At 69.6% G+C, this 22,806-nt stretch carries 19 protein-coding genes; 8 read left to right on the top strand and 11 right to left on the bottom strand.

Going from position 1 to position 22,806, the window contains the following annotated elements; translation table 11 throughout:
* Positions 1 to 11 precede the first annotated feature (11 nt).
* The 4 genes from ACFFGY_RS05645 to ACFFGY_RS05660 are packed head-to-tail and all read right to left on the bottom strand — an operon-like array spanning position 12 to position 3,399.
* Complete coding sequence (locus ACFFGY_RS05645; protein WP_377043450.1) at positions 12 to 374, bottom strand: hypothetical protein; 363 nt, start codon at positions 372 to 374, stop codon at positions 12 to 14.
* Positions 371 to 1,225, bottom strand: a complete 855-nt coding sequence (locus ACFFGY_RS05650) for a carbohydrate ABC transporter permease (RefSeq protein ID WP_377043452.1) — start codon at positions 1,223 to 1,225, stop codon at positions 371 to 373. Before ACFFGY_RS05650 ends, ACFFGY_RS05645 begins: the two co-directional genes overlap by 4 nt.
* The gene (locus ACFFGY_RS05655; protein ID WP_377043453.1) at positions 1,222 to 2,130 is read right to left on the bottom strand and encodes a carbohydrate ABC transporter permease; all 909 of its coding nucleotides are present in this window, start codon (positions 2,128 to 2,130) and stop codon (positions 1,222 to 1,224) included. Before ACFFGY_RS05655 ends, ACFFGY_RS05650 begins: the two co-directional genes overlap by 4 nt.
* 15 nt (positions 2,131 to 2,145) lie before the next feature.
* Positions 2,146 to 3,399: an ABC transporter substrate-binding protein gene (locus ACFFGY_RS05660; RefSeq protein ID WP_377043454.1), complete on the bottom strand. Its 1,254-nt coding sequence runs from the start codon at positions 3,397 to 3,399 to the stop codon at positions 2,146 to 2,148.
* 279 nt (positions 3,400 to 3,678) lie between these two features.
* Between ACFFGY_RS05660 and ACFFGY_RS05665 the strand changes: the two genes are divergently transcribed.
* The 8 genes from ACFFGY_RS05665 to ACFFGY_RS05700 all read left to right on the top strand — a co-directional run bounded on the left by ACFFGY_RS05665 (position 3,679) and on the right by ACFFGY_RS05700 (position 13,342).
* Positions 3,679 to 5,166, top strand: a complete 1,488-nt coding sequence (locus ACFFGY_RS05665; protein WP_377043455.1) for a M81 family metallopeptidase — start codon at positions 3,679 to 3,681, stop codon at positions 5,164 to 5,166.
* Positions 5,167 to 5,169: 3 nt separating this feature from the next.
* Positions 5,170 to 6,393 carry an ROK family protein gene (locus ACFFGY_RS05670; RefSeq protein WP_377043456.1) on the top strand — a complete coding sequence of 408 codons (1,224 nt, stop codon included), beginning with the start codon at positions 5,170 to 5,172 and terminating at the stop codon, positions 6,391 to 6,393.
* 35 nt (positions 6,394 to 6,428) lie between these two features.
* Complete coding sequence (locus ACFFGY_RS05675) at positions 6,429 to 7,937, top strand: M81 family metallopeptidase (protein WP_377043457.1); 1,509 nt, start codon at positions 6,429 to 6,431, stop codon at positions 7,935 to 7,937.
* Positions 7,938 to 7,941: 4 nt separating this feature from the next.
* The gene (locus tag ACFFGY_RS05680; protein WP_377043458.1) at positions 7,942 to 9,033 is read left to right on the top strand and encodes an ABC transporter ATP-binding protein; all 1,092 of its coding nucleotides are present in this window, start codon (positions 7,942 to 7,944) and stop codon (positions 9,031 to 9,033) included.
* A 22-nt stretch (positions 9,034 to 9,055) separates the two neighbouring features.
* Positions 9,056 to 10,063, top strand: a complete 1,008-nt coding sequence (locus tag ACFFGY_RS05685; protein WP_377043459.1) for an SIS domain-containing protein — start codon at positions 9,056 to 9,058, stop codon at positions 10,061 to 10,063.
* 31 nt (positions 10,064 to 10,094) lie between these two features.
* Positions 10,095 to 11,057, top strand: a complete 963-nt coding sequence (locus ACFFGY_RS05690; protein ID WP_377043460.1) for an ROK family protein — start codon at positions 10,095 to 10,097, stop codon at positions 11,055 to 11,057.
* On the top strand, positions 11,054 to 12,091 hold the full coding sequence (locus ACFFGY_RS05695; protein ID WP_377043461.1) for an oxidoreductase: 1,038 nt from the start codon (positions 11,054 to 11,056) through the stop codon (positions 12,089 to 12,091). The genes ACFFGY_RS05690 and ACFFGY_RS05695 overlap by 4 nt, the downstream gene beginning before the upstream one ends.
* A 165-nt stretch (positions 12,092 to 12,256) precedes the next feature.
* A complete protein-coding gene (locus ACFFGY_RS05700) occupies positions 12,257 to 13,342 on the top strand; it encodes an NAD/NADP octopine/nopaline dehydrogenase family protein (RefSeq protein ID WP_377043462.1) in 1,086 nt (361 codons plus the stop codon).
* Between the two features lie 181 nt (positions 13,343 to 13,523).
* Here ACFFGY_RS05700 and ACFFGY_RS05705 read toward each other — a convergent pair whose 3' ends face one another.
* The 7 genes from ACFFGY_RS05705 to ACFFGY_RS05735 all read right to left on the bottom strand — a co-directional run bounded on the left by ACFFGY_RS05705 (position 13,524) and on the right by ACFFGY_RS05735 (position 22,746).
* Positions 13,524 to 14,882 carry an LLM class flavin-dependent oxidoreductase gene (locus tag ACFFGY_RS05705; protein ID WP_377043463.1) on the bottom strand — a complete coding sequence of 453 codons (1,359 nt, stop codon included), beginning with the start codon at positions 14,880 to 14,882 and terminating at the stop codon, positions 13,524 to 13,526.
* Between the two features lie 19 nt (positions 14,883 to 14,901).
* Positions 14,902 to 16,635 (bottom strand): ABC transporter substrate-binding protein, encoded by a 1,734-nt coding sequence (locus ACFFGY_RS05710; protein ID WP_377043464.1) that lies wholly within the window; start codon positions 16,633 to 16,635, stop codon positions 14,902 to 14,904.
* Between the two features lie 58 nt (positions 16,636 to 16,693).
* On the bottom strand, positions 16,694 to 17,674 hold the full coding sequence (locus ACFFGY_RS05715; protein WP_377043465.1) for an ABC transporter ATP-binding protein: 981 nt from the start codon (positions 17,672 to 17,674) through the stop codon (positions 16,694 to 16,696).
* Positions 17,671 to 18,672 (bottom strand): ABC transporter ATP-binding protein, encoded by a 1,002-nt coding sequence (locus ACFFGY_RS05720; RefSeq protein WP_377043467.1) that lies wholly within the window; start codon positions 18,670 to 18,672, stop codon positions 17,671 to 17,673. The genes ACFFGY_RS05715 and ACFFGY_RS05720 overlap by 4 nt, the downstream gene beginning before the upstream one ends.
* Positions 18,669 to 19,628: an ABC transporter permease gene (locus ACFFGY_RS05725; RefSeq protein ID WP_377043468.1), complete on the bottom strand. Its 960-nt coding sequence runs from the start codon at positions 19,626 to 19,628 to the stop codon at positions 18,669 to 18,671. The genes ACFFGY_RS05720 and ACFFGY_RS05725 overlap by 4 nt, the downstream gene beginning before the upstream one ends.
* 1 nt (position 19,629) lies before the next feature.
* A complete protein-coding gene (locus ACFFGY_RS05730; RefSeq protein ID WP_377043469.1) occupies positions 19,630 to 20,598 on the bottom strand; it encodes an ABC transporter permease in 969 nt (322 codons plus the stop codon).
* Positions 20,599 to 21,141: 543 nt separating this feature from the next.
* Complete coding sequence (locus ACFFGY_RS05735) at positions 21,142 to 22,746, bottom strand: ABC transporter substrate-binding protein (protein ID WP_377043470.1); 1,605 nt, start codon at positions 22,744 to 22,746, stop codon at positions 21,142 to 21,144.
* Positions 22,747 to 22,806: the final 60 nt, after the last annotated feature.

The following is a 22,806-nucleotide window of genomic DNA, read 5'->3' on the forward strand; positions in this document are numbered from 1 at the left end:
CGCAACGGACCTCAGGCGGAAGCGGGCAGGGGCGGCAGCGCCTCCTCCGGCATGGGACACAGGTCGGGCATCGACGCCGGGCTGGCGGCAAACTCGTCCCTGGCGTCGCCCGGCAGGACAGGCCTGGCGATCGGGGCGGCACCGGTGGCGGCCGTCACCCGCGCGGCCTGCACCATGCCCTTGTGCGCCAGCGCGGAGCGGCCCTGGCCCACCATCTGCCAGGAATGAGCGGGCGTGCCGATGGCGAAGGTGGCGGAGCGGATTTCATTGCAGGCCTCCTCCGGCACGGCCCATACCGCGTCACCGTGCGCGAGGGCATGCGGCGCGCATTCCCGCACCGCCTTCCGGACGGCGGCATTGCGGTCCGGCGTCACTTTCCGCTGCCGCCCAGCAGGCCGCGGGTGAAGGCCTTCTGAAAGGCCAGGAAGACGATCAGCATGGGCAGCATGGACAGCACGGTCGCGGCCATAATCGGCCCCTCGTCCACCTCCATGCCGCCGAGAAAGGAATACAACGCCATCGGCACCGGCTGGGTGTCGGGCGAACTGGTCAGCGTCAGGGCGAAGAACAGGTCGTTCCAGACCGACCGGCTCTGAATGATGGCGAGCGTCGCGAAGCCGGAAAGCGAGGCCGGCACGAGGATCTTGAAGAAGTATCCTGCCGGGCCGCAGCCGTCGATCTGCGCGGCCTCGAACATCGAACGCGGCACGGTGGTGAAGAAGTTCCGCATGAAGAAGGTGCAGAACGGAATGCCGTAGGCCACGTGCACCAGCCACATGCCGGGAATGGTGTTGTACAGGCCCAGCACGCGCATGATGAGGAAGAGCGGGATCTGCACGATCTGGTGCGGGATCAACATGCCGGCGAGCAGCAGGAAGTAGATAGCTCGCCCGCCGAAGAAGCGGCTCTGCGACAGCGGATAGGCGGTGATGGCGCCCACCAGCACGGACAGCACCACCGCCGGAATGGTGATCAGCACGCTGTTGCGCAGCGCCGGCCCGATCCGCTCCCAGGCGACGACGTAGTTGCGCGCGTGGATGCCGGCGGGGAGGGAGAGCGCGTCCGTCAGCTCCGCCGGGGTCTTCACGGAGGAAAGCACCACCACCAGCAGCGGCGTGAGGTAGAGCGCCGCCAGCAGAACAATCGCCGCGAACCGGAACAACTTCGCCGCGCTCACGGGCCGTCGCGCCGCGCGCGGCATGGCAATGGCCAGGGCCTGGCTCATTCCCGGTGCTCCTCGGTGCGGCTGGAGATGACGTAGAGGTAGGGCAGCACCACGAAGGCCGAGAGGGCCAGCAGGTAGACGGCCACCGCAGCGCCGCTGCCCAGCTCGAAGCGGGCGAAGGAGGTCTCGTACATCTCCACCGCCAGCACCGTGGAAGACTGGAACGGCCCGCCCTGCGTCATGGCCCAGATGAGGTCGAAGACACGCATGGAATCCACGCCCGCGATGCCCAGCACCACCACGGTGGAGGGCAGCAGCATCGGCAGCTTGATGCGCCACAGGATGGTCCAGGCCGAAGCACCGTCGATCCGCGCCGCCTCAGTCAGCTCGGTCGGGATGTTCCGCAGCCCACCGAAGTAAACCAGGAAGGTGAAGCCGCTCCAGGCCCAGAGCGAAGCCAGCATGATGGCGTAGGTGTTGACGCCCGGATTGCCCAGCCAGTTCTGCGCAAGGCCGTCCAGCCCCGCCGAGCGCAGGACCGAATTGATGATCCCCGCATTGGGTTCGTAGAGCCAGCGCCAGGTGGAGGCCACGGCGACGGTGGTGATGGTAAAGGGGATGAAGAAGACGGTGCGGAAGAAGGTGACGCCGCGAAAGTCGGAGTCCAGCAGCAGGGCGAGGCCCAGTCCCACGACGGTCGGCACCACCAGGTAGTAGACCAGCCACTTGCCGTTGTTCAGCACCGCGTCCAGGAAGCGGCGTTCGCCCAGCAGGTTGATGTAGTTGGCGAGGCCGACATAGGTCCGCTCGGGCGAGAACCCGTCCCAGCTGTAGCGGGACAGGCTGATCGTCGCCAGCACCGGCCAGACAAAGGCGGCGGCGTAGAGCAGCAGGGGCCCCGCCAGGAACACCGCGTAGACGAGGGTGTTCGCCTGCCGGCGGGAAAGGCGTGGGGCGCGCGGCATGTGCTGCAGGTCCGCTCAGAAGTTCGCGAACTTGTCCTCGCGCCGCAGCTGCTGCCGCTTCCCCTCCAGCGTGTTCATGGCCGAGACCAGCGCACGCTCGTCCTGCTGCGCGGCGAAGCGCTCCACTTCCGTGCCGAACTCGATGTTGAAGCCGGTCGGCAGCATCAGGTAGGGGTTGGGGATCGTGGTGTAGCCGTCGCCGCTGCGGCCCAGCTTCTCGAAGGTGCGGCGGGCCAGCACGTCGTAGATCTCCGCCGAGGTGCGGGTATTGGCCGCGGTGCCGCCCTTGATCTTCGCGAAGGCTTCCTGTGCCTCGGGCGTGGCGATGGCGCGCAGGAAGTTCTTGCCGGTGTCCTGCACCTCGCCCTTGAGGACCACCGCCACGTCTGTCTGGGTGATGCTGACCTTGTTCAGGTCCGGCAAGTAGAACAGGTCGTACTCCACCCCCGGCGTCCAGCCGCGCTGCTTCATGTAGGCCGAGGCCCAGTCGCCAACGCAGTACATGCCGACCCGGCCGCGCATCATCTGGTCCACGCCGTCGGACCATTTCGCGCCGGTCCAGGTGGGATCGAAATTGGCCGCCATCTGCGTGCCGAAGAGGCGGAAGGCACGCATCATCTCCGGCCCGTTGAAGGCGACGTTGCCGCGGATGAACTCCCAACAGCCGTCGACGCCCAGCGTACTGATCAGCGGGCCGTAGAACTGGTAGGTGGTCCAGGAGGGTCCCTGGGCGCTGGTCAGCGGATGGATGCCGGCCGCCTTGAGAGCCTTGCAGACCTCACCGAACTCGTCCCAGCTGGTGGGAACGGACAGCTTGAGCTGGTTGAACACCGCCTTGTTGTAGAAGACGTTGCTGATGATGCCGACACCGATCGGGATGCCGTAGGCGCTGCCGCTGAGCGACAGGGTGCGACGCAGCCCTTCGGAGAAAATCTCGTCACCGTGGACCTCGTCCCAAACGTCCTTGACCTCGGCCAGGCGTCCGGTGGCGGCGGTGCTGCGCAGCTCGTAGCCGGCGCTGAGCTGGTAGGAGGCGGGCGGCACCCCTCCCATCAACGACACCTGGACCTGCTGCCGGACGCCGGCGCTGCTGCCGGGAATGACGCGATCCGTGATGGGTGTGTTCGGATACTTGCTGTTGGCCACGGCCATCAGCGCCTTGACCGCCTCGATCTCGCCAGGGGCGCCGAGATAGTGCCAGAACTCCGGGACCTGCCTGGCTCGCGCCCGGGGCGCCAGGGCTGCCGCACCCATCGCACCGAGCAGCATGGTGGCTGTCCTGCGTCCCAAGACCTGCGCCATCGCGTTCCCTTTCGTCCGAAGGTGGGATTAATGGGATCGCCTGTTCAGATTCCCGTCAAGGAAATTTATGCGTTTTCGCCACTCATCTGGTGCCGAACGCGACAAACCTCCTTGAACCCAAGAGCTGGCGCCGCCAGCGATGATCCGTCTCGGTGCGATCCTTGACGATTACGCCCACGCCTCGCTAGGTTTTTCTCGGAATCGGATAAAAATGTTCGGTGCCAAGCCATGAGGAGCAGGCAGCCCGTGCAACGCGTCGCCATCTTGGGGTTCCGGCACGAGGCGATGATCGCCTGCCCCTTCCTGACCGACCCCAGCACCGCCAACATCTGGCGCGGCGCGGAGATCCTCGACCAGAGCCTCACCACCCTGACCGGCCTGACCGACCGGTTTGCCCGGGAGCCGGACATGGAGGTGGTGCCGCTGCTGATGGTGCGCACCCTGCCGGGCGGTGCCTTCGCGCGCGACTTCTACGACGCCATCAAGCAGGAATCGCTTGACCTGCTGCGCCAACACGGGCCCTTCGACGGCATCGTGGTGGCCAACCACGGCGCGGCCGAGGTCGAGGGGCTGGGCGTGCACGGCGACACCGACTACGTCGTGGCCATCCGCGCCGCGGTCGGCCCGGATGTTCCCATCGCCATCCCCTTCGACATGCACGGCCAGGTGACGCCGGAACTGCTGGGCGCGCTCACGGTGATGAGCTGCCTGCGCACCGCGCCGCACCGCGACAACTACGAGACCAGCTGGCGCGCCGCCGACCAGCTGGTGCGCGTGATGCGGACCGGGCTGCGACCGCGCAAGATGGCGGTGAACATCCCGATCTTCGTGCCCGGCGAGAAGTCCATGACCAGCTTCGAGCCGGCGCGCGAATTGTTCGGCATGCTGCCCGACTACGACGCCCGCCCGGGGGTGGTGGAAGCGCACCTCTTCGTCGGCTTCGGCTGGAACGACCTGCCCTGGTGCGGGATGAAGGCCGTGGTGCTGACCGAGGAAAGCGACGAACAGGCCCGCGACCTGGCGCTGGAAATCGCGGAACGCACCTGGGCGCAGCGCCACCGCTTCGGCCTGGGGATGGAGACCGCCGACATCCGCGACGGGCTGCTGCGTGCCCGCGACGCGGCGGCCGGCCCGGTGCTGCTGAGCGATTCCGGCGACAACACCACCGCGGGTGCCGGCGGCGACCTCTGCTTCGTGCTGGAGGAAGCCCTGGACCTCGGCCTGGTGGACATCGTGGTGGCCGGCATCTTCGCGCCCGAGGTCGTCGCGGCCTGCCAGGCAGTGGGGGAAGGGGCCGCGCTCACGCTGGAGATCGGCCGGCACATCTCCGCCGCCCCGCAGCCGCGCACGGTCGAGGCCGTGGTCGAGGCCCTGGGCGATCGCGTGGACGTCCACCGCTTCCAGAACCTGCGCGGCTCCGACGGTGCCTGGGCACGGGTGCGGATCGGCGGCGTGGTGGCGACCTTCCATGCCGCGCGCGTGTCCTTCACCGGGCCGGGTCACCTGGAAGCGGTCGGCATCGATCCGCTCGCGCACAAGATCACCGTCGTGAAGGTCGGCTACCTGCATCCGGCGCAGGAGGACATGGCGGCGCGCCATATCTGCCTGCTCAGCCCCGGCGTCGCGGATCTCGACTTCCTGCGCCTGCGCTACGAGCACATCGCGCGTCCTTCCTTTCCCATGGACGGGGCGATGGAGTGGACGCCGTCACAGGGCCTGTTCGGGCCGGCCTGAGACATGCCGCGCTGGCGTCATCAGCTGGGTGCGGTCGCGCGCGGCGTGTCGCGCGACACGCGCTCGATGCATCCATCGATCGTGCGGCAGATCCACGCCTCACGCATCTTCCACGTGATCCGGCTGAACCCGCTGCTGTCGCAGCGCGAGCTGGTGCGCCAGTCGGGCTTCGACAAATCCACCGTGTCCACCATCGTGCAGCAGTTCGAAGCACGCGGGCTGGTGGAGCGGGAGCGCGGCAGCGGCGACGGCCGCCCCGGCCGGCCGGGCGAGCGAATCCGCCTGTCCGAGCGCAGCGGGCTGCTGGTGGGCGTGAACCTGCGGCCGGGCAGCATCCATCTCGGCGCGGCCCGGCTGGACGGGACCCTGCTCGCGGAACGCCAGGCCGGGCTGTGCCAGCCGGAGCAGCTGGGCGCCACCGTCCAGGCCGCGATCGAGGCCATGCTGACGGAGGTCGGTCGCGGCATGGAGGAGGTGCTGGCGGTGGGTGTCGCGCTGCCGGGCCTGCTCAGCCGCGCCGGGCACCTGCCGCAGTCGCCCAATCTCGGCTGGCGCGACGTGCCGCTGCGCGAGATCCTGACGCGGGCCGTCACCCGCCCGGTGTTTCTCGACAACAACACCAACGCCGCCGCCCTGGCGGAGTACCTGTTCGGCTCGGCGGTCGAGTTTCCGGACTTCGTCTACCTCGAGAGCGGCTCGGGCGTCGGTGCCGGCATCTTCCTGGACGGCGAGGTGTTCCGCGGCGCTTCCGGCTTTGGCGGCGAGATCGGGCACCACAAGATCGTTCCCGGCGGCCGGCTGTGCCGCTGCGGCGCCTCGGGCTGCCTGTCCGCCTACGTTTCGGTGGACTCGATCCGTGAGCGTCTGGCACGGCGCGGCCACGGCGAGGTCGACCTCGCCGGATTGGAGCTGCGCGCCCGCCAGAACGACCCTGCCGTGCTGGATGTGCTGACGGAGGCGGGCCAGTTCCTCGGCGCGGGGCTGGCCAACATCATCAACATCTTCAACCCGCCCCTCGTGGTGCTGGGCGGCGGCCTTTCGCGCCTGCATCCCTGGATGCGCCCGGCCATGGAGGCCGCCATCGCGCGCGACGCCCTGGCCGCGGCGCGCGAGGACTGCCGGATCGACCTCGCCGCCCTGTCCGCCAGCACCGGCTCCTGGGGCGGGGTGGCGCTGGCGCTGGAAGGCTGCACCCGCTTCGACGCCGCCGAGGCGGTGCCGTGGTGATCGGCGGCCCCGAGAAAGCTTCTGGAGCGAACGGCATGAAACGGCTGCGGATCGGCGTCTTCGGCATGTCGCAGGAGGCCATGCTCGCCACTCCTGGCCACCTCGATCCACGCACCGTGCTGATCTCGCGCGGGGCCGAGGTGGTGGAAAACGACCTCTGGGTCGTGCGCGGCATCGTGCGGGCGCTGCGCGAGGATCCGGCGGTGGAGATCGTGCCGCTCATGGTTGTGCGCTGCCGTGCCAGCGCGCCCTTCTCGCGGGACTTCTTCGAGGCGTGCAAGGCGGAGATCCTGTCGCTCCTCGCCGCGAAGGGACCGTTCGATGGCCTGGTCGCCGGCAACCACGGCGCGATGGAGGTCGACGGGCTGGCGGTCAGCGGCGACACCGACCTGATCGGTGCCATCCGCGCGCAGGTCGGGCCGGCCCTGCCCATCGCCATGGCGCTGGACATGCACGGCCACGTCCCGCCGCCGCTGCTGCGGGACGCGCAGGCCTTCGCGGTGTTCCGCACCGCGCCGCATCGCGACGACGACGGCACGGGGTATCGTGCGGCACGGATGCTGCTGCGCATCCTGCGCGAAGGGCTGAACCCGCGCCGCGCGGCGGTGCACATCCCGCTCTTCCTGCCGGGCGAGATGGCGATGACGGACTACGAGCCGATGCGCTCGCTCTACGCCGCGCTGCCCGGGATCGATCGCCGTCCCGGCATCCTGGGGGCGGACTACATGGTGGGCTTCGCCTGGAACGACCGCCCCTGGATCGGCATGGCCGCGGTGGTGACGGCGGAAGGCGACCCGGAGCTGGCACGGGCCGTGGCGCTGGAAATGGCTGCGACGCTCTGGGCGCGCCGCGACGAGTTCGGCCTGCGGATGGCGGCTCGCGAGGTCGGGGACGGGCTGGAGGAAGCCGGCCGGCTGGCGACGGAGGGGCCGGTCTACCTCAGCGATGCCGGCGACAACGTCACCGCCGGTGCCTACGGCGACCTGACCCTGGTGCTGCAGGCGGCGCTGGCGCGGCCGGCGATCGGCCCCACCGTGGTGTGCAACATCATCGCCCCGGAGGCCGTCGCGCAGTGCCATGCCGCCGGGATCGGCGCGACGCTCACGCTGCAACTGGGGGCGGAGCACCTGTCGCGCCCGGCCACCGCTGTGCCCGCGACCGGCGTGGTGGAGGCGCTGGGTGAGTCGCTGAACCCGGCCTCGGCAGCGCACCTGCGCGCGGTCACCGCCCCTTGGGCGCGGGTACGCTTCGGCCACGTCACCGCCACCTTCCACGCGCGGCGGATACAGATCACGACGCCGCACCTGCTGGAGGCGATGGGGATCGATCCGCGTGCGCCGGGCATCTTCGTGTTCAAGGTCGGCTACCTGCACCCGGAGCTCGAGGATGTCGGCGCCCGCCACATCCTCCTGCTCAGCGACGGCACCTCCAATCTCGACCTCACCCGGCTGCCCTACGCGCAGATCCGGCGGCCCGCGCTGCCCTTCGACCCCGGCATGCAGTGGTCGCCGGAACAGGGCCTCGCCACGGATGGGCAGGGCTGAACCGATGGCGCAGCTCAGCCTTCGCGGCGTGACGAAGTCCTACGGGCCGCTCACCGTGGTGCACGGCATCGACCTCGAGCTCGCGGATCACGAGTTCCTGGTGCTGGTCGGTCCGTCCGGCTGCGGCAAGTCCACCACGCTGCGCATGATCGCCGGGCTGGAGGATATCTCCGCGGGCGAGGTGCGCATCGGCGGCCGGGTGGTGAACGATCTCGCCCCCGGCGACCGGAACATCGCCATGGTGTTCCAGAACGACGCGCTCTACCCGCACATGAGCGTGGCCGAGAACATCGCCTTCGGTCTGAAGCAGCGCCGCACGCCGCGCGCCGAGATCGCGCGCCGCGTGGCGGAAGCGGCGCGCATCCTGGAAATCGAGCCGCTGCTCAAGCGCAAGCCACGCGCCCTGTCCGGCGGGCAACGGCAGCGCGTCGCCATGGGCCGCGCCATCGTGCGCCAGCCCGACGTCTTCCTGTTCGACGAGCCGCTGAGCAACCTCGACGCCAAGCTGCGCGTGCAGATGCGCACCGAGATCAAGCTGCTGCACCAGACCATTCCCACCACCACGGTCTACGTCACCCACGACCAGACCGAGGCGATGACCCTGGCCGACCGGGTGGTGGTGATGAACAAGGGGCTGATCGAGCAGGTCGGCCCGCCGCAGGAACTCTATCACACCCCGGCCAGCCGCTTCGTGGCGGGCTTCATCGGCAGCCCCGGGATGAACTTCCTGCCCGTCCTGCTGGAAGGCGACGGAAGCGGCCTGAGCCTGCGCTTCGCCGACGGCGCGGTGCTGCCGGTCCCGGCGGACCGCCTCGCGCGCTACGGCCGCTTCGCCGGGCGGGAGATGCTGCTGGGGCTGCGTCCGGAGCACCTGACCGAGCCGCGCGCCCGTCCAGGCACCGCCACCCTGCCCGCGCGGATCGAGGTGGCGGAACCGATGGGAATGGAAACGCTGGTGCACGTGACGATCGCCGGCCAGCGCGCCTGCGCCCGCTTCGACCCCGACACGCCGGCCACGCCGGGGCAGGTCCTGGGCCTCGCCGCGCAGATGGACCGGATGCACCTGATCGACCCCACCACCGACCGGGTGGTCTGACCCGGGCACGATGGAGACACGGATGGAAGAGCACGAGGGCCTGCGCCTGATGCAGGCGCAGATGGCGCGCCAGTGCGGCGACGCACTGCTGTCCATGGAGAACAACGCCGCGGCGGCACGCGCGGCGGCGGACAGCGCGCGCGCCGCCGGGCGCCTGGTGCTCTACGGCATCGGCGGCTCGCACTACGTCAACCGGTCGGTGGAGCCGTTGTATCGTGAGCTCGGGCTGGATTGCCGTGCGCTGGGCGCGTCGGAGGCGCTGATGTCGCCGCTGCCAGACCTGCCGCGCACCGCGATCATCGTGTCCCAGTCCGGCGAGTCCGGGGAAATCCTGGAGCTGCTTGCCCGGCCGGCCGGGCAGGAGCGACGCTTCGGCATCACACTGGAAGGCGGCAGCACCCTGGCCCGCCTGGCCGAGGCGGTGCTGGTGGGGGCCGGCGGCACGGAGCACGCCTTTGCCGCCACCCGCAGCATCATCGTCACCCTGGCCCTGCACGCCGCCATCCTGGAAGCGCTGGGGATGCCGCAAGAGGCGTTTCGTGCCGTGCTCGCGGCCGACAGCCCGGCCGACACGGCGGCGGTGGACGCGGCGCTGGCGGGCTGCGACGTGGTGGCCTTCGCCGGGCGGCACGTGCTGCAGGGCATCGCCGAGAGCGGGGCGCTGTCCATGATGGAGCTGGCGCGCGTGCCCACCATCGGCTGGGAGGGCGGACAGTTCCGCCACGGTCCCTTCGAGTTCCTGCGCCCCGGCCTGGGTATCCTGCTGCTGCGCAGCGCGGGCGTGGACGGGCCCGGCGTGGCGCCGCTCGCCAGCGCCTGCGTGGAGGCCGGCTGCACCACCGTGGTCTTCGACAGCAGCGGCGAAGCCGCCTTGCCCGGTTGCCTGACGGTGGCGCTGCCGCGCAACGCGGGGCTGGCGGCAGGCCTGAGCATGCTGCTGAGCTTTCAGCCCTTGAACATCGCCGTGGCGCGCCGCCGGGTGGCCGATCGCATCGGCACCCCGGTCCGGACCAGCAAGGTCACGGTCTAGCCCCAGATCGTCCGACAAGGAGCGAACCCGAATGACCGCGAGCACGCAGGGTGAGGCGCCGCAGTTCCTGGGCATCGACCTGGGCGGCACGCAGTTGCGCGTGGCGCTGGTGGACGCCGCCGGACAGGTCCTGGCGGCGGAGCGGCGGGAAACCGACCTGAGCGGCCCGGACGCGGTGATCGCCCAGATGGTGGCGCTGATCGGGATCCTGCGCGGTCCTGCGGTGCGGGCCCTGGGCGTCGGGGTGCCCGGCACCATCGACCGCGCGGCAGGCACGGTGCTGGGCGTGCCGGCGCTGCCCGGCTGGGGCGGCGTGGCGCTGGCCGAGCGGCTTCGCACGGCGACGGGCCTGCCGGTGGTGCTGGAGAACGACGCCAAGGCCGCCTGCATCGGTGAGTGGCGAGCGGGCGCCGGGATGGGATCGGACAACCTCGCCTACGTCACCGTCAGCACCGGCATCGGTGCCGGGATCATCGCCGAGGGGCGGCTGCTGCGCGGCGCGGCGGGTCTTGCCGGGGAACTGGGCCATACCCGCCTGACCGAGCAGCCGATCCCCTGCGCCTGCGGCCGCACCGGCTGCTGGCAGGCGCTGGTGTCCGGCCCGGTGCTCGCGGCGCGGGCCCGGGCGGTGGCGGTTCCCGGCTCCCGCCTCGCGGCGCTGGCGGAAGGGGTGCCGCTCTCCTCCCGGCACGTCGGCGTGGCGGCGGCGGAGGGCGATGCCACCGCGCTCGCCCTGTTGGCGGAGATGGCGGAATGGTTGGGCGTCGGCTTCGCCAACCTGCAGCACAGCTACGACTCCGAACGCATCGTGGTCGGCGGCGGCGTGTCCGCCCTGCTGGAGCCGATGCGTGCCGGCATCGAAGCGACCCTGCGGGCGCGCCTGCTGCCCGGCTTCCGCCCGGCCACGATCCTGCGCGCGGCGCTGGGCGACGATGCCGGCCTGGTGGGCACGGCCATGGCGGCGCGCGACGCCACGGAACGGGGCGCGTTGTGAGCGGCCCGATCCGCGTCCTGCTGGTCGGCTTCGGCCTGGCCGGCGAGTTCTTCCACGCGCCGCTGCTGCGGCGCACGGAAGGGCTGACCATCGCGGGCGTCGTGACCTCCGCGGTGAACAAGGCCCACGCCGCGCTGCCGGGTGTCCCGGTTTTTCCCGACGCCGCCACCGCCTACCGCGAAGCGGGGGCCGATCTCGCGGTGATCGCCGCGCCGACGGCGCAGCATGCCTCCCTCGCCACCGCGGCGCTGGAAGCGGGGCTGCACGCCGTGGTGGACAAGCCCTTCACCACGACCCTGGCGGAAGCGGAAGCTCTGGCCAACCTGGCCCACACTCGCGGCCGACTGCTGAGCGTGTTCCAGAACCGGCGTTGGGATGCCGATTTCCTGGAGGTGTGCCGGCTGGTGCGCGGAGGCACCTTGGGCCGCATCGCGCAGTTCGAATCCCGCTACGACCGGTTCCGCCCCCAGGTCGTCAATCGCTGGCGTGAGCGGAGTGGCCCGGGCGCAGGACTGTGGTTCGACCTGGGAGCGCACCTGCTGGACCAGGCGATGCTGCTGTTCGGGAAACCTCGGGCGATCTGGGCCGACCTCGCCATCCAGCGGGCCGGGGGCGAAACGGATGACAGCTTCTACGCCCTTCTGCGCTACCCCGACGGCCTGCGCGTCGTCCTGCAGGGTGGCAGCCTGCTTGCCGACCACGGGCTGCGGTTCGCGGTGCACGGCACGGAGGGGAGCTACGTCAAGCACGGGCTGGATACCCAGGCGCAGGCCATGCGCGGCGGCAAGGGGCCGGGCGATGCTGGCTGGGGAGTGGACCCGGTGCCCGGAACGCTGACACTGGCCGACGGACGGAAAACCGAAGCGCTGCCGGCTTCACCCGGAGCTTACGAGACCTTCTACGCCGGCGTCCGGGATGCCATCCGCAACGGCGGTGATGGTCCCGTGCCTCTCAGGAAGGTGCTGGACTGTATGGCCGTGCTGGAAGCCGCGATCGCGAGCTCCGAGCGCCGGGCGGAAGTGGTGCTGGATTAGCACCAGCACGTCAGGACGTGCCGCAGAAGCGGCGGACGCCAACATCGCCCGCAACGCCGGGAAGGCGAAGCGCGACGGGCTGCACTGAACACCAGGACACGTCAGCATCGGCAAAGTCTCAGGCCTGGACTTGACGATCGGCGCCGGGACGGCTCCGCTGTGCCAATGCTGACGACACCTCTCCGCATCGCAGTTCTGGGTGCCGGCCCGATCGGCCTCGGAACTGCGGCCCTCCTCGATGCCAGGGGCCATCGGCCCGTGCTCTGGTCACCGCGCGGAGCGGCGGTCTCGCGCTCGATGCAACTCACCGCGGAAGGCGCGCTGCAGCACACTGCGGCGGTGGAGATCGCTTCGTCCTGCGCCGAAGCGGTGGCGGGTGCCGCGGCCGTGCTGGTTGCCGTTCCCGCGAACGCCTACCGCGCCACGCTGGACACCCTGGCTGCCTGCCTGCATCCCGGCCAGCCGGTGCTGATCAGCGGCCATCTTTCCCTTGCTGCCCTCTACCTGTCGCGCCTGCTTGCCGAGCGTGGCGTCGCCGCACCCATCGCGGCCTGGGGCACCACGGTCGTCAGCGGCCGCCGGCTCGCGCCCGACCGGGTGCGGCTGTCCAGCATCCGGGCCGAGGTCGACGTCGCGGCCGTGCCGCAGCAGGCGGGAGAGGCGATGCTCGACCTTTGCCGCGCGCTGTTCGACGATCGCTTCCGGCTCCGTGACGGGCTGGTCGCCATCGCGCTGAGCAACGCCAATCCGCAGAACCACCTGGCCATCGCCCTGTGCAACGTCACGCGCATGGAGAAAGGCGAGGCCTGGCGACAATACGCCAACATCACCCCCGCGGTGGGCCGCTTCATGGAGGCGCTGGACGCCGAGCGCCTGAACGTGGCGGAAGCCTTCGGTGTCGAGGTGCGTTCTCTGCGACGCCACTTCCACCTTTCCTTCCACGTGCCCGAGGGACCGGTTGGCGACATGATGGCGCATCTCGCCAAGCGGCCGGACGACCCGCTGGCACCGGCAACGCTCGACAGCCGCTACGTGCTGGAAGATGCGCCCTTCGGCCTGCACGTCACGGCGCTGCTCGGACGCATGTGCGGTCGACCGGCCGTGCTGCACGAGTCCGGCCTGAACCTGCTGTCCGCCCTCTACGGCTACGATCTTGCCGCGACCAACGACATCGTGCCGGTGCTCGGTCTGGAGAACATGCCCCCGGCACTCTTCGCACGCGTTGCGAGCGAAGGATGGGCGGCGACCTGAGACCCTGAGACCCGCCCCCCCCTGAAGGACCGGGCGGCTTCTCTCCTCCACGGCCCACGGCCGTCTCGACTTTCCGCCATGCAGGTCACACTTCGTCCCGCAGGCGATAAGACAGGAGGCTCGCCCGCGACATCATCGCGCACGAGCCCCCGAGACCAAGGGATCTTCGCGGCGGCAGCCTCTAGTCCGACGCCAGCCGGGAGCCCGCGCGCTCGGCGACGTAGCGGTTGACGTGCGGCTTGAGGCCGAGGTTCTCCCGCAGGGTCTTGCCTTCGTAAGCCTTGCGGAAGCGTCCCCGCCGCTGCAGCTCCGGCGTGACGAAGCGGACGAAATCCTCGCAGCCGCCCGGAAGCTGGTTGGGCGTGATGTTGAAGCCGTCGCAGCACTCGGCGTCCATCCACTCCTCCATGCGGTCGCAGATGTCGGCGGCGGTGCCGATCACGGCGGTACCGCCCTCACCGGCGAGATGCTGGCAGAGCTGGCGGATGGTCCAGTTGTTTTCCCGCACGCGCTTCATCAGGCGCTCCTGGCTGCTGCGCACCTTGGCTTCCGCCTGAGGCTCGGGCACCGGGCCGTCGATCGGGAAGCCGCTGAGGTCGCCCAGAGCGTTGTAGGCCCGCGCCAGCCCGACCATCGGGTCCACCAGTTCCTGCAACTCGTCGTACTTGGCCTGCGCTTCCGCCCGCGTGGCACCCACGATGGGGCGCAGCCCCGGCATGATCTTCAGGTCGTCCCAGTCACGGCCGTACCTGGACAGGCGCCCCTTCACGTCGTCGTAGTACGCCTTCATGGCCGGGATGTTGTCCTGCGACGCGTAGACCACGTCGGCGGACTCCGCCGCGATCTCGCGCCCCGGCTCGCTGGCGCCGGCCTGCACCAGGATGGGACGTCCCTGCGGCATGCGCGCGACGTTCAGCGGCCCTTTCACCTGGAAGTGCTTGCCCTTGTGGTTCAGCACGTGGAGCTTGCTCTCGTCGTAGAACACGCTGTTGGCGCGGTCATACACGAAGGCATCGGGCTCCCACCCGTCCCACAGGCCCTTGACCACCTCTACGAACTCGGCCGCGCGCTCGTAGCGCGTGTCGTAGTCCAGATGCTTGGCACGGTTGAAGTTGTTCGCTTCCGCATCCGACCAGGAGGTGACGATGTTCCATCCCGCCCGGCCGCCGCTGATCAGGTCCAGCGTCGCGAACTTGCGGGCGACGTGGTAGGGCTCGTTGTAGGTGGTGCTCGCCGTGGTCACGAGGCCGATGTGCTTGGTCACCGCCGCCAGCGCCGGCAGCAGCGTCATGGGCTCCATCTCCACGATCTCGTAGCCCGAGCGGGAAAGCGAGCCGCGCGGCAGGTCCTGCTCGCGCACGCCGATGCCGTCGGCGAAGAAGATCATGTCGAACAGACCCTCTTCCGCCATCTGCGCGTTGCGGACGTAGTGATCGAAGCGGAGCGTTCCGTCCGCCGGCGTCGCCGGATGCCGCCAGGCCGAGACGTGATAGCCGAGGCCGCGCATGGACATGCCGAGCTTGATCTGGCGCTTTGCCATGGTGTTGTTCCTCCCCGGCTCAGTAGGTGTAGCCGGCCTTCTCCATGAAGCTCTTGGCGAGATCCATGTCGAAGGCGATCGGCTTCAGCAGGTCGTGGTCGTACTCGGGCGCGGACCAGGCCATCGGCACGGTGCCCGCCGCGCCGTAGCCGCCGGCGATCTGCTTGACGATCTCATCGCGCGGCATGGCGTGGCTGATGGCCTGACGGATAAAGGCGGCCGCCTCGGCGGCACGCGCCGGTTCCTTGCGTCCCAGCGGGCTGTCGACGCCGGTGCCGAAGACCGGGTGCTTCAGGTTGTAGCAGATGTGCTGCCACTTGTAGCTGTCGAAGGTCACGACCTTGCCCCAGGACGCATCCACCGTGTCCACCACGGGACCGATGTCGTACATCGGATCATGCGCGTCGATCTCGCCGGCCTTCAGCGCCGCGAGCGCAGCGTCGGTGCCGTTGATGTTGACGATGAAGAAGGTCTTCACGTTGCCCGCGTGCGGCTTCCAGTAGTTCTCGTTGCGGGTGAAGCGATAGGCCTTGCGGCTCGGGTCGAAGCCCTGCGGGATCCAGGGGCCGGTGCCCACCGCGCCGCGGGCGGTAAAGGTCTTCCCGTCGCTGGTCTTGACGGCGTAGGAGCCGAGCCAGGTGCTCGCCGTGTGGCCGCGCATCGACTCCGGCTTGATGTCCTTGTAGGCGTGTTCCGGCATGATCGCGTAGGCGCCGAGCACGCTGTTGAGGAACTCCATCGAGTAGCGCGGCAGGTCCACCGTGATCTCGTAGCGGCCCGTGACCTTGTAGGCGTCGGGTCCGCCGAGAACCTCCTGCATCACCGACTGGTAGGGGGAGCCGATCGCCTTGTTGATCAGCGTGTCCCAGGTGAACTTCACGTCCGCCGCCGTGAACTCCTCGCCGGAATGCCACTTCACGCCCTGTCGCAGCGTGATGACCCAGTGCTTGCCGTCGTCCGACATGGTGTGCCCGGTCGCGAGCGACGGCACCAGCGTCTTGTCGTCCCAGGACTTGTAGTCGTACAGCCGGTCGTAGGCCGGGCCGAACACGTTGCTCTCGTGGTAGCCGATCGAATACATCGGCAGCAGCGAGGAGGGCTGCGGCCAGGACGCGAAGGCCGCCGTCGCGTCGTCGCCCGCGCCGTCGATCGTCCAGTTCTCGGCCCGCGGATAAAAGACCGGGTTGTAGGTCGTGGCGTCGAAGCCCCTCAGCTTCGGGTTCGTCGCGATCACGTCCTGCGGGTAGAACAGGATCGTCATCGGCTGGATGTCGTACCAGCGCTTCTCGAAGGCCCGGTAGGCGTTCTTGCGATCCTCCGGCTTCAGGCTGGTGGCCACCTCCGTCAGCGACCGGTCGATCTCGGCATCGTCCACGTAGTAGAAGTTCTGCCCGCCCGGCGGCATGTTCTTGGACCCGAACAGCGCCAGCGGCGAGGGCTCGATCGAGCTGTAGTAGTAGCGTTCCAGGTAGGCGTCCCAGCCGCCATCCACGTGCGTCTTTCCGTCACCCTTGGAGCGACGCGGCGCGATGGCGGTGAAGGGCACGATGGAGGACACCACCTCGATCCCCAGCCGCTGCATCTGCTGCGCCGCGAGCTGGCCCCAGGCGACGCGGGCCGGCTGGTTGTTCGGGATCATCAGGTAGAGCTTGAAGAAGGGCGCCGCGGCCCGCGCCGGGCCGACCGCGGCGGTGACGGCGGATGCGGCCGCGGCGGCCAGCACGGCGCGGCGGGTCGGGGTGGGTGCGCTCATCTCTGGTCTCCTGCTGGGTACGGGGAAGGGTGGCCGGGCGGATCGTCAGGCATCGCCGTCAGGCCGGGTTGTGACAGGCCGCCCGGCTGTCCGGCCCCATCGGGGCGAGCACCGGATCGACGTCGCGGCAGACGGGCAGGGCTGCCGGACAGCGCGGATGGAAGGCGCAGCCCGACGGCCGCGCGGCGGGGCTGGGGATCTCGCCGCGCAGCCGGGTGCGGGTATCGGCGGCACCCGGGCGCGGCACCGGGATCGCGCTGATCAGGGCCGCCGTGTAGTGGTGGCGCGGCCGGGCGAACACCGCGTCGGCGGTGCCGATCTCCACGATGCGGCCCAGGTACATCACCGCCACGTGGGTGGCGATGAAGCGCACGGATGCGAGGTCGTGCGAGATGTAGAGGTAGGCCATCCCTAGCCGATCCTGGAGCTCGGCCAGCAGGTTCAGGATCTGCGCCCGAACGGAGATATCGAGCGAGGAGACGGGCTCGTCGAGCAGGATGAAGTCGGGCCGGACCGCGATGGCCCGCGCGATGCCCACGCGCTGGCGCTGCCCGCCGGAGAACTCGTGCGGGAAGCGCGAGCCGTGGCGCGGGTCCAGCCCCACCGTGGCGAGGAGCTGGGCCACGCGGCCGTTCCATTCGCGCGGCGTGTCCGGCGCGTGAACGCGCAGCGGCTCGCGCATCGCCTCCTCCACCGTCCAGCGCGGGTTGAGCGACAGATAGGGGTCCTGGAACACGTACTGGATGCGTCGCCGCACCGCGAGCATGGCGTCGCGATCGGGGCCGGCGAGCACCGGCCGCACGTCCCGCCCGTCGAGCAGCACTTCGCCGCCGTCGGGGCGCACCAGGTCGAGCACGGCACGGGCGGTGGTGGTCTTGCCGCAACCGCTCTCGCCCACCAGGCCCAGCGTTTCGCCCGCGCGCACCGCGAAGGACACGTCGTCCACGGCCCGCAGCACGCGCGGCTGGCGGCGGAACGGGCCGCGCCGGCCGAGCTGGTAGTGCTTGCGGAGGTTCCGCACCTCGAGCATCGCCGTCATGCCGCGAGCTCCGTTTCGGCGGGCGAGCCACGGCGGATGCAGCTCACCGTGTGGCCAGGCGCCAGCGCGTGTTCCCGCGGCAGGATGCGGGCGCAGTCCGCGACGGCTTCCGGGCAGCGTGCATGGAAGCGGCACCCTGCCGGCGGATGCAGCATGTCGGGCGGCCGTCCGGAAATCGAGGGCAGCACGCGCCGCCCGGCATAGGACTGGTCGATCCGCGGCACGCTCTCGAGCAGGGCCCGGGTGTAGGGGTGCTGGGGCGCGGTGAAGATCGTCGCCGCGCTCGCCGTTTCGCAGACGCGCCCGGCGTACATCACGGTGATGCGGTCGGCCATGCGCGCCACCACGCCCATGTCGTGCGTCACCAGCACCATGGCCATGCCGAGCCGGCCCCGCAGCTCGGCCAGCAGGTCGAGGATCTGCGCCTGGATGGTGACGTCGAGGGCCGTGGTGGGTTCGTCGGCCAGCAGCAGCGAGGGCTCGCACAGCAGTGCGCGGGCGATGCCGACGCGCTGCTTCATGCCGCCCGAAAGCTCGTGCGGGTACTGGCGCAGCCGGGCCGCCGGGTCGCCGATGCCGACGAGGCGGAGCAGTTCCGTCGCGCGCTCCGTCGCCGCCTTGCGGTTCATCCCCGTGTGCCAGCGCAGAATCTCCGACAACTGCCGGCCGATCGAGAGCACCGGGTTCAGCGAGGTCGTCGGGTTCTGGAAGATCATCGCCAGGCGCCGGCCACGGATGGCCGCGAGGCGTTCGGGCGAGGCGGTCAGGAGATCCTCGCCCTCGAAGGTGATGCGGCCGCCGGTGATGCGGGCAGGGGGCGGCTGCAGGCGCAGGAGGCTGAGGCTGGACACGGTCTTGCCGCTGCCGGACTCCCCCACGATGCCCAGGGTCTCGCCGGGCATCACGTGGAAGTCCACGCCGTCCACGGCGCGCACCGGTCCTTCGCGCGTCGGGAACTGCACGCTCAGCGCCTCGACGGACAGCAACGGCGCGCTCATGCCCGCACCTTCGGATTGAAGGCGTCCGTCAAACCATCGGCGAGCAGGTTGAAGCCCAGCACGGTGACGAAGATGGCGCAGCCGGGTGCGAGGCAGGTCCAGGGCGCCACCTGCAGCATCTGGTAGTTCAGGAACAGCGCCTGTCCCCAGGACACGGATTTCGGATCGCCGAAGCCGAGAAAGGACACCATCGCCTCGGCCAGGATCGCGCCGCCGATGCCCAGCGCCATCAGCACGATCAGCGGCGGCAGCGCGTTGGGCAGGATGTGGCGCAGCAGGATGTCGCGACGCGCTGTGCCGATGCACAGCGCGGCCTCCACGAACTCCGCCTGTCGCAGGCGCAGGAACTCGGCCCGGGTCATGCGCGCGACGGAGGGCCACTCGAACAGGCCGAGCAGGACGATGATGGTCAGCAGGTTGAGGTTGGGGATGCGCTCCAGCGGGGTGCCGACCACCACGATGCCGAACAGGCGCACGACCGCCAGGATCACCACGAAGACCGGCACCACCATGAAGAACTCGGTGAGGCGCATCAGCGCCTCGTCCACCAGCCCGCCGAAGTAGCCGGCGATCCCGCCCACCGTGATGCCGATCACCGCCGCGATGGCGGTGGCGCCGATGCCCACCAGCAGCGCCGTGCGGGCGCCGTAGATGGTGCGGCTCAGCACGTCGTAGCCGACGCGGTCCGTGCCGAAGGGATGCAGGGCGCTGGGCGCGGCCCGCGCCGCGCCGCGCAGGGTGGCGCCGCTGTCGTTGGGATCGAAGGGCGCCACGGCTGGTCCGAGCAGGGCCACGATCACCACCAGCGCCACCAGCACCAGGCCGATCATCCCGGCGCGGTTGCGGCGGAACCGCCCCCAGGGGCGGCGCCAGGCGCCCAGCATGAGGCGCCGGGTCGGGATCGCTTCCGCCACGGGGGCGGGGGGAAGCTCGGCGTCGAGCGAAGGAGCGTCCATCTCAGCCGAGCCGGATGCGCGGGTCGATGAGGACGTAGGCAATGTCGGTCAGCAGCGTCGCCGTGACCAGCATGGTGGTGATCACCATCGTTTCCCCCATGATGACCGGGTAGTCGAGTTGCTGGATGGCCTGGATGTAGAGGGCACCCAGCCCGGGCCAGGTGAACACGGTTTCCGTCACCGGCGCGGTGCCCAGCATCAGCCCGAACAATGTGCCGAGATAGGTCAGCACCGGAATAAAGGCGTTGCGCAGCGCGTGCCCCATCACCACGCGCCGCCGCGGCAGGCCGGAGGCCCAGGCGGCGGTGATGAAGTCCTGCCTCAGCACCTCGACCAGCGAGGAGCGCATCAACAGTGTCAGCGTCGCGGTGTTGAACACGGTGAGCATCGCGACGGGCAGGACCATGTGCCACAGCCCGTCGGCCCAGATGCTGTTCCACAGGAGGTTGCGCGTGGAGTAGGCGCCGTAGGACGGGAAAACGCCCAGCCAGGAGGAAAAGCCAAGGATCAGCAGAATGCCGATCAGGAAGCCCGGAAGCGAATGTCCCAGCATGGCGCCGGACACGACGGAGAAGTCGGCCCAGCTGTGCTGCCGCATCGCCGCCACGACGCCTGCCGCGGTGGCGAGCAGGGTGGCGAGCAGAATGGCGGGAACCTGGATCTTGAGTGTTTCCAGCCCCCATATCCCGAGCAGCTCACCCACTGGCTGATTATAGATGATGCTGGTGCCGAAATCGCCGTGAGCAATTGCTCCCAGCCAGGACAGGTAGCGCTCAAGAAAGGGGCCATCGAGCCCGTAGTACTTGCTGATCGCCGCAACCGTTTCCTCCGTCACGCCCGGCGTTTCCGCCATCAGGATCTCCACCGGGTTACCGATGGCGTTGATCAGGGCGAAGAGGATGAAGCTGACACCGAGCACCAGGGCGGCGGAGAAGATGAGCCGGCGAGCGATGAAGCGTAGCGCGCCCATCTCAGCTGACCTGCGAAGGATGGCCGGAACGGGTTGGCACCAGGAGCGCTGTTGGAACCATCATGCTGCCCAGCCTAGCAATATCCCGGCCAGCTTCGGATCACGAGGAAAGGCCGCGCAGCGTTGTTCTGCCGCTGCCAATTCGGGATCGTGGCCCAATCCAGCGAGGCGCCTGCTGGCAAACGATCTCATGCGATGCGTGCTCTGGCACGTCCGCGCGCAATTTCGAACCATGGCGTCACCCTACCGTTCGAGGTGGTGGCTGAGAACAACATTTGGATCGCGGAACATGATGCTTGGAAGAGGTGGCGGGAACATCGCGATCCGGGCGCTCTCGTTCGGCGCGTGTGAACGGCACGCCGGCGGATCGGAGCGCGCGTAAGTTCCGGCGGCGAAGGGTCCGCCCTGGCCTGTCATGGGCCCAAGCTTCTGTGCACTGCCGCATTCACGACGGCCGACGTCTCGCACCCACCGCGCTGCCCGTCGAACCGCCAGCACGGGGCACTGCTCAGTGTCAGGGCGAGCGGGCCCATCCGCCTGCCATCAATGCTTCTCGACGTTCCACAACAAGGTGATCAGCGAGGGCGAGCGGAGCAGGCCGGACACGTCGTTGCGCCAGGCGTAGAGCTGCGCGCGCTGTCCCAGCACAACCGTCGGCATGACCTGCCAGAGCCGCGCGCTGAGCTGCTCCAGAAGCTGCCGCTGCTTCGCCGGATCCGCCTCGTGGACGTAGGCGTCACGCAGCCGCGCGGCCTCCTCGTCGCAGGCCCAGCCGGCGAAGTTGCGGCCGCCGCAGGTCGTGTCGGCGATGGTGTTGCTGAGCGGCGAATAAGCGCCGCTGCCGGAGGTGGCGGTCAGGAACAGGTTCCAGCCGCCAGCGTCCGGCTCCGCCTTGTTGTTGCGCCGGGCCATGTAGGTGCCCCAGTCGGACTCCCGGACCTCCACGTTCAGGCCGATCTGCTTGAGGTTCTCGGCCGCAAGGTCGGTCGCCATGCCGACGAACAGCGTTTCGTGCGAGTTGAGCAGCACGACCTTCTCGCCGCGATAACCGCTTTCGCGCAGCAGCTCGCGCGCACGCTCCAGGTTCTGGTGCTGATAGGGTTCGGAACCGTTCGTGACGCCGTTGGGGCTGCCGCACACGAAGAAGGACAGGCAGGGCTGCCCCCATTCGGGCCGCACGAAGGCCACGGCCATGTAGTCCGGCTGGTTGACCGCGAGCGCCAGCGCCTGCCGCGCGCGGGCATCGTTGAAGGGCGGATGGAGGCTGTTGGGCCGCATGAAGAAGGTGTTGAAGATCTTCGACGGTGCGGCGACGGTGATGCCGGGCATGCCCGACATGAAGTCCGCCTGGTCGAAGGGCACCTGGTCGATCAGGTCGATCTCGCCGCTCTGCAGCGCCGAAGCCTTGGTGGTGGCGTCCGGCATCACGGTGAACTCGACGCGGTCCACCTTGACCACCTTGCCACCCGCCATGCCGTTCGCGGGCTCGCTGCGCGGGACGTAGCCCTCGAAGCGCTGATACGCGAACTTCGCCCCCGGCACCCAGGCGTCGCGCAGGAACCGGAACGGGCCCGAGCCGATCACGGCCGTGTCCTTGGTGAAAGGTCCGCCGCTGGCCTCCTTCTCGCGTAGGATCACTGGCAGCCCGCTGCCGCTGTTGGCCAGGGCCTGCTCCACCGGGAAGGGGCGACGCAGGGTGATGGTGAAGGTGCGGTCATCCACGGCTGCCATCTCGGCCACGTCCACCGCCATGGTGCGCCCGACCACGTCGAGGCCCATCCACCGCTTCAGCGAGGCGAGCACGTCGCGCGTCGTGACGGAACTGTTGTCGTGGAAGCGCAGTCCCTCGCGCAGCGTCATGCGGTAGTGCAGCTTGTCGTCGGAGACCGTTTCCTCGCCCACCATCTGCGGGTGGATGCCGAGATCCTCGTCCTGCGCGAAGAGCGTGTCGTAGACCATCATGCCGTGGATGTAGGTCTGCGTGCCCGAAGGCCCCGTCGGGTCGAGCGAGGACAGGTCGGCACCCGGCGCCACGCGCAGCACGCTGTCCGCCCAGGCCGCCGAGAGCGTCGGGACGGGCGCGCCGGCGAGCCCCAGGCCCACGAGGCCGGCCAGGGCCATCCGCCGCAGCATTCGTGTCGGGTGCATCAACGTCGTCACTCCGTGGCAGTCGCTCGCGAAGGAGCAGGCAGGAACGGGAAGCGCCGG

The organism is Roseomonas elaeocarpi, from assembly GCF_042433915.1.
Taxonomy (GTDB): domain Bacteria; phylum Pseudomonadota; class Alphaproteobacteria; order Acetobacterales; family Acetobacteraceae; genus Roseomonas; species Roseomonas elaeocarpi.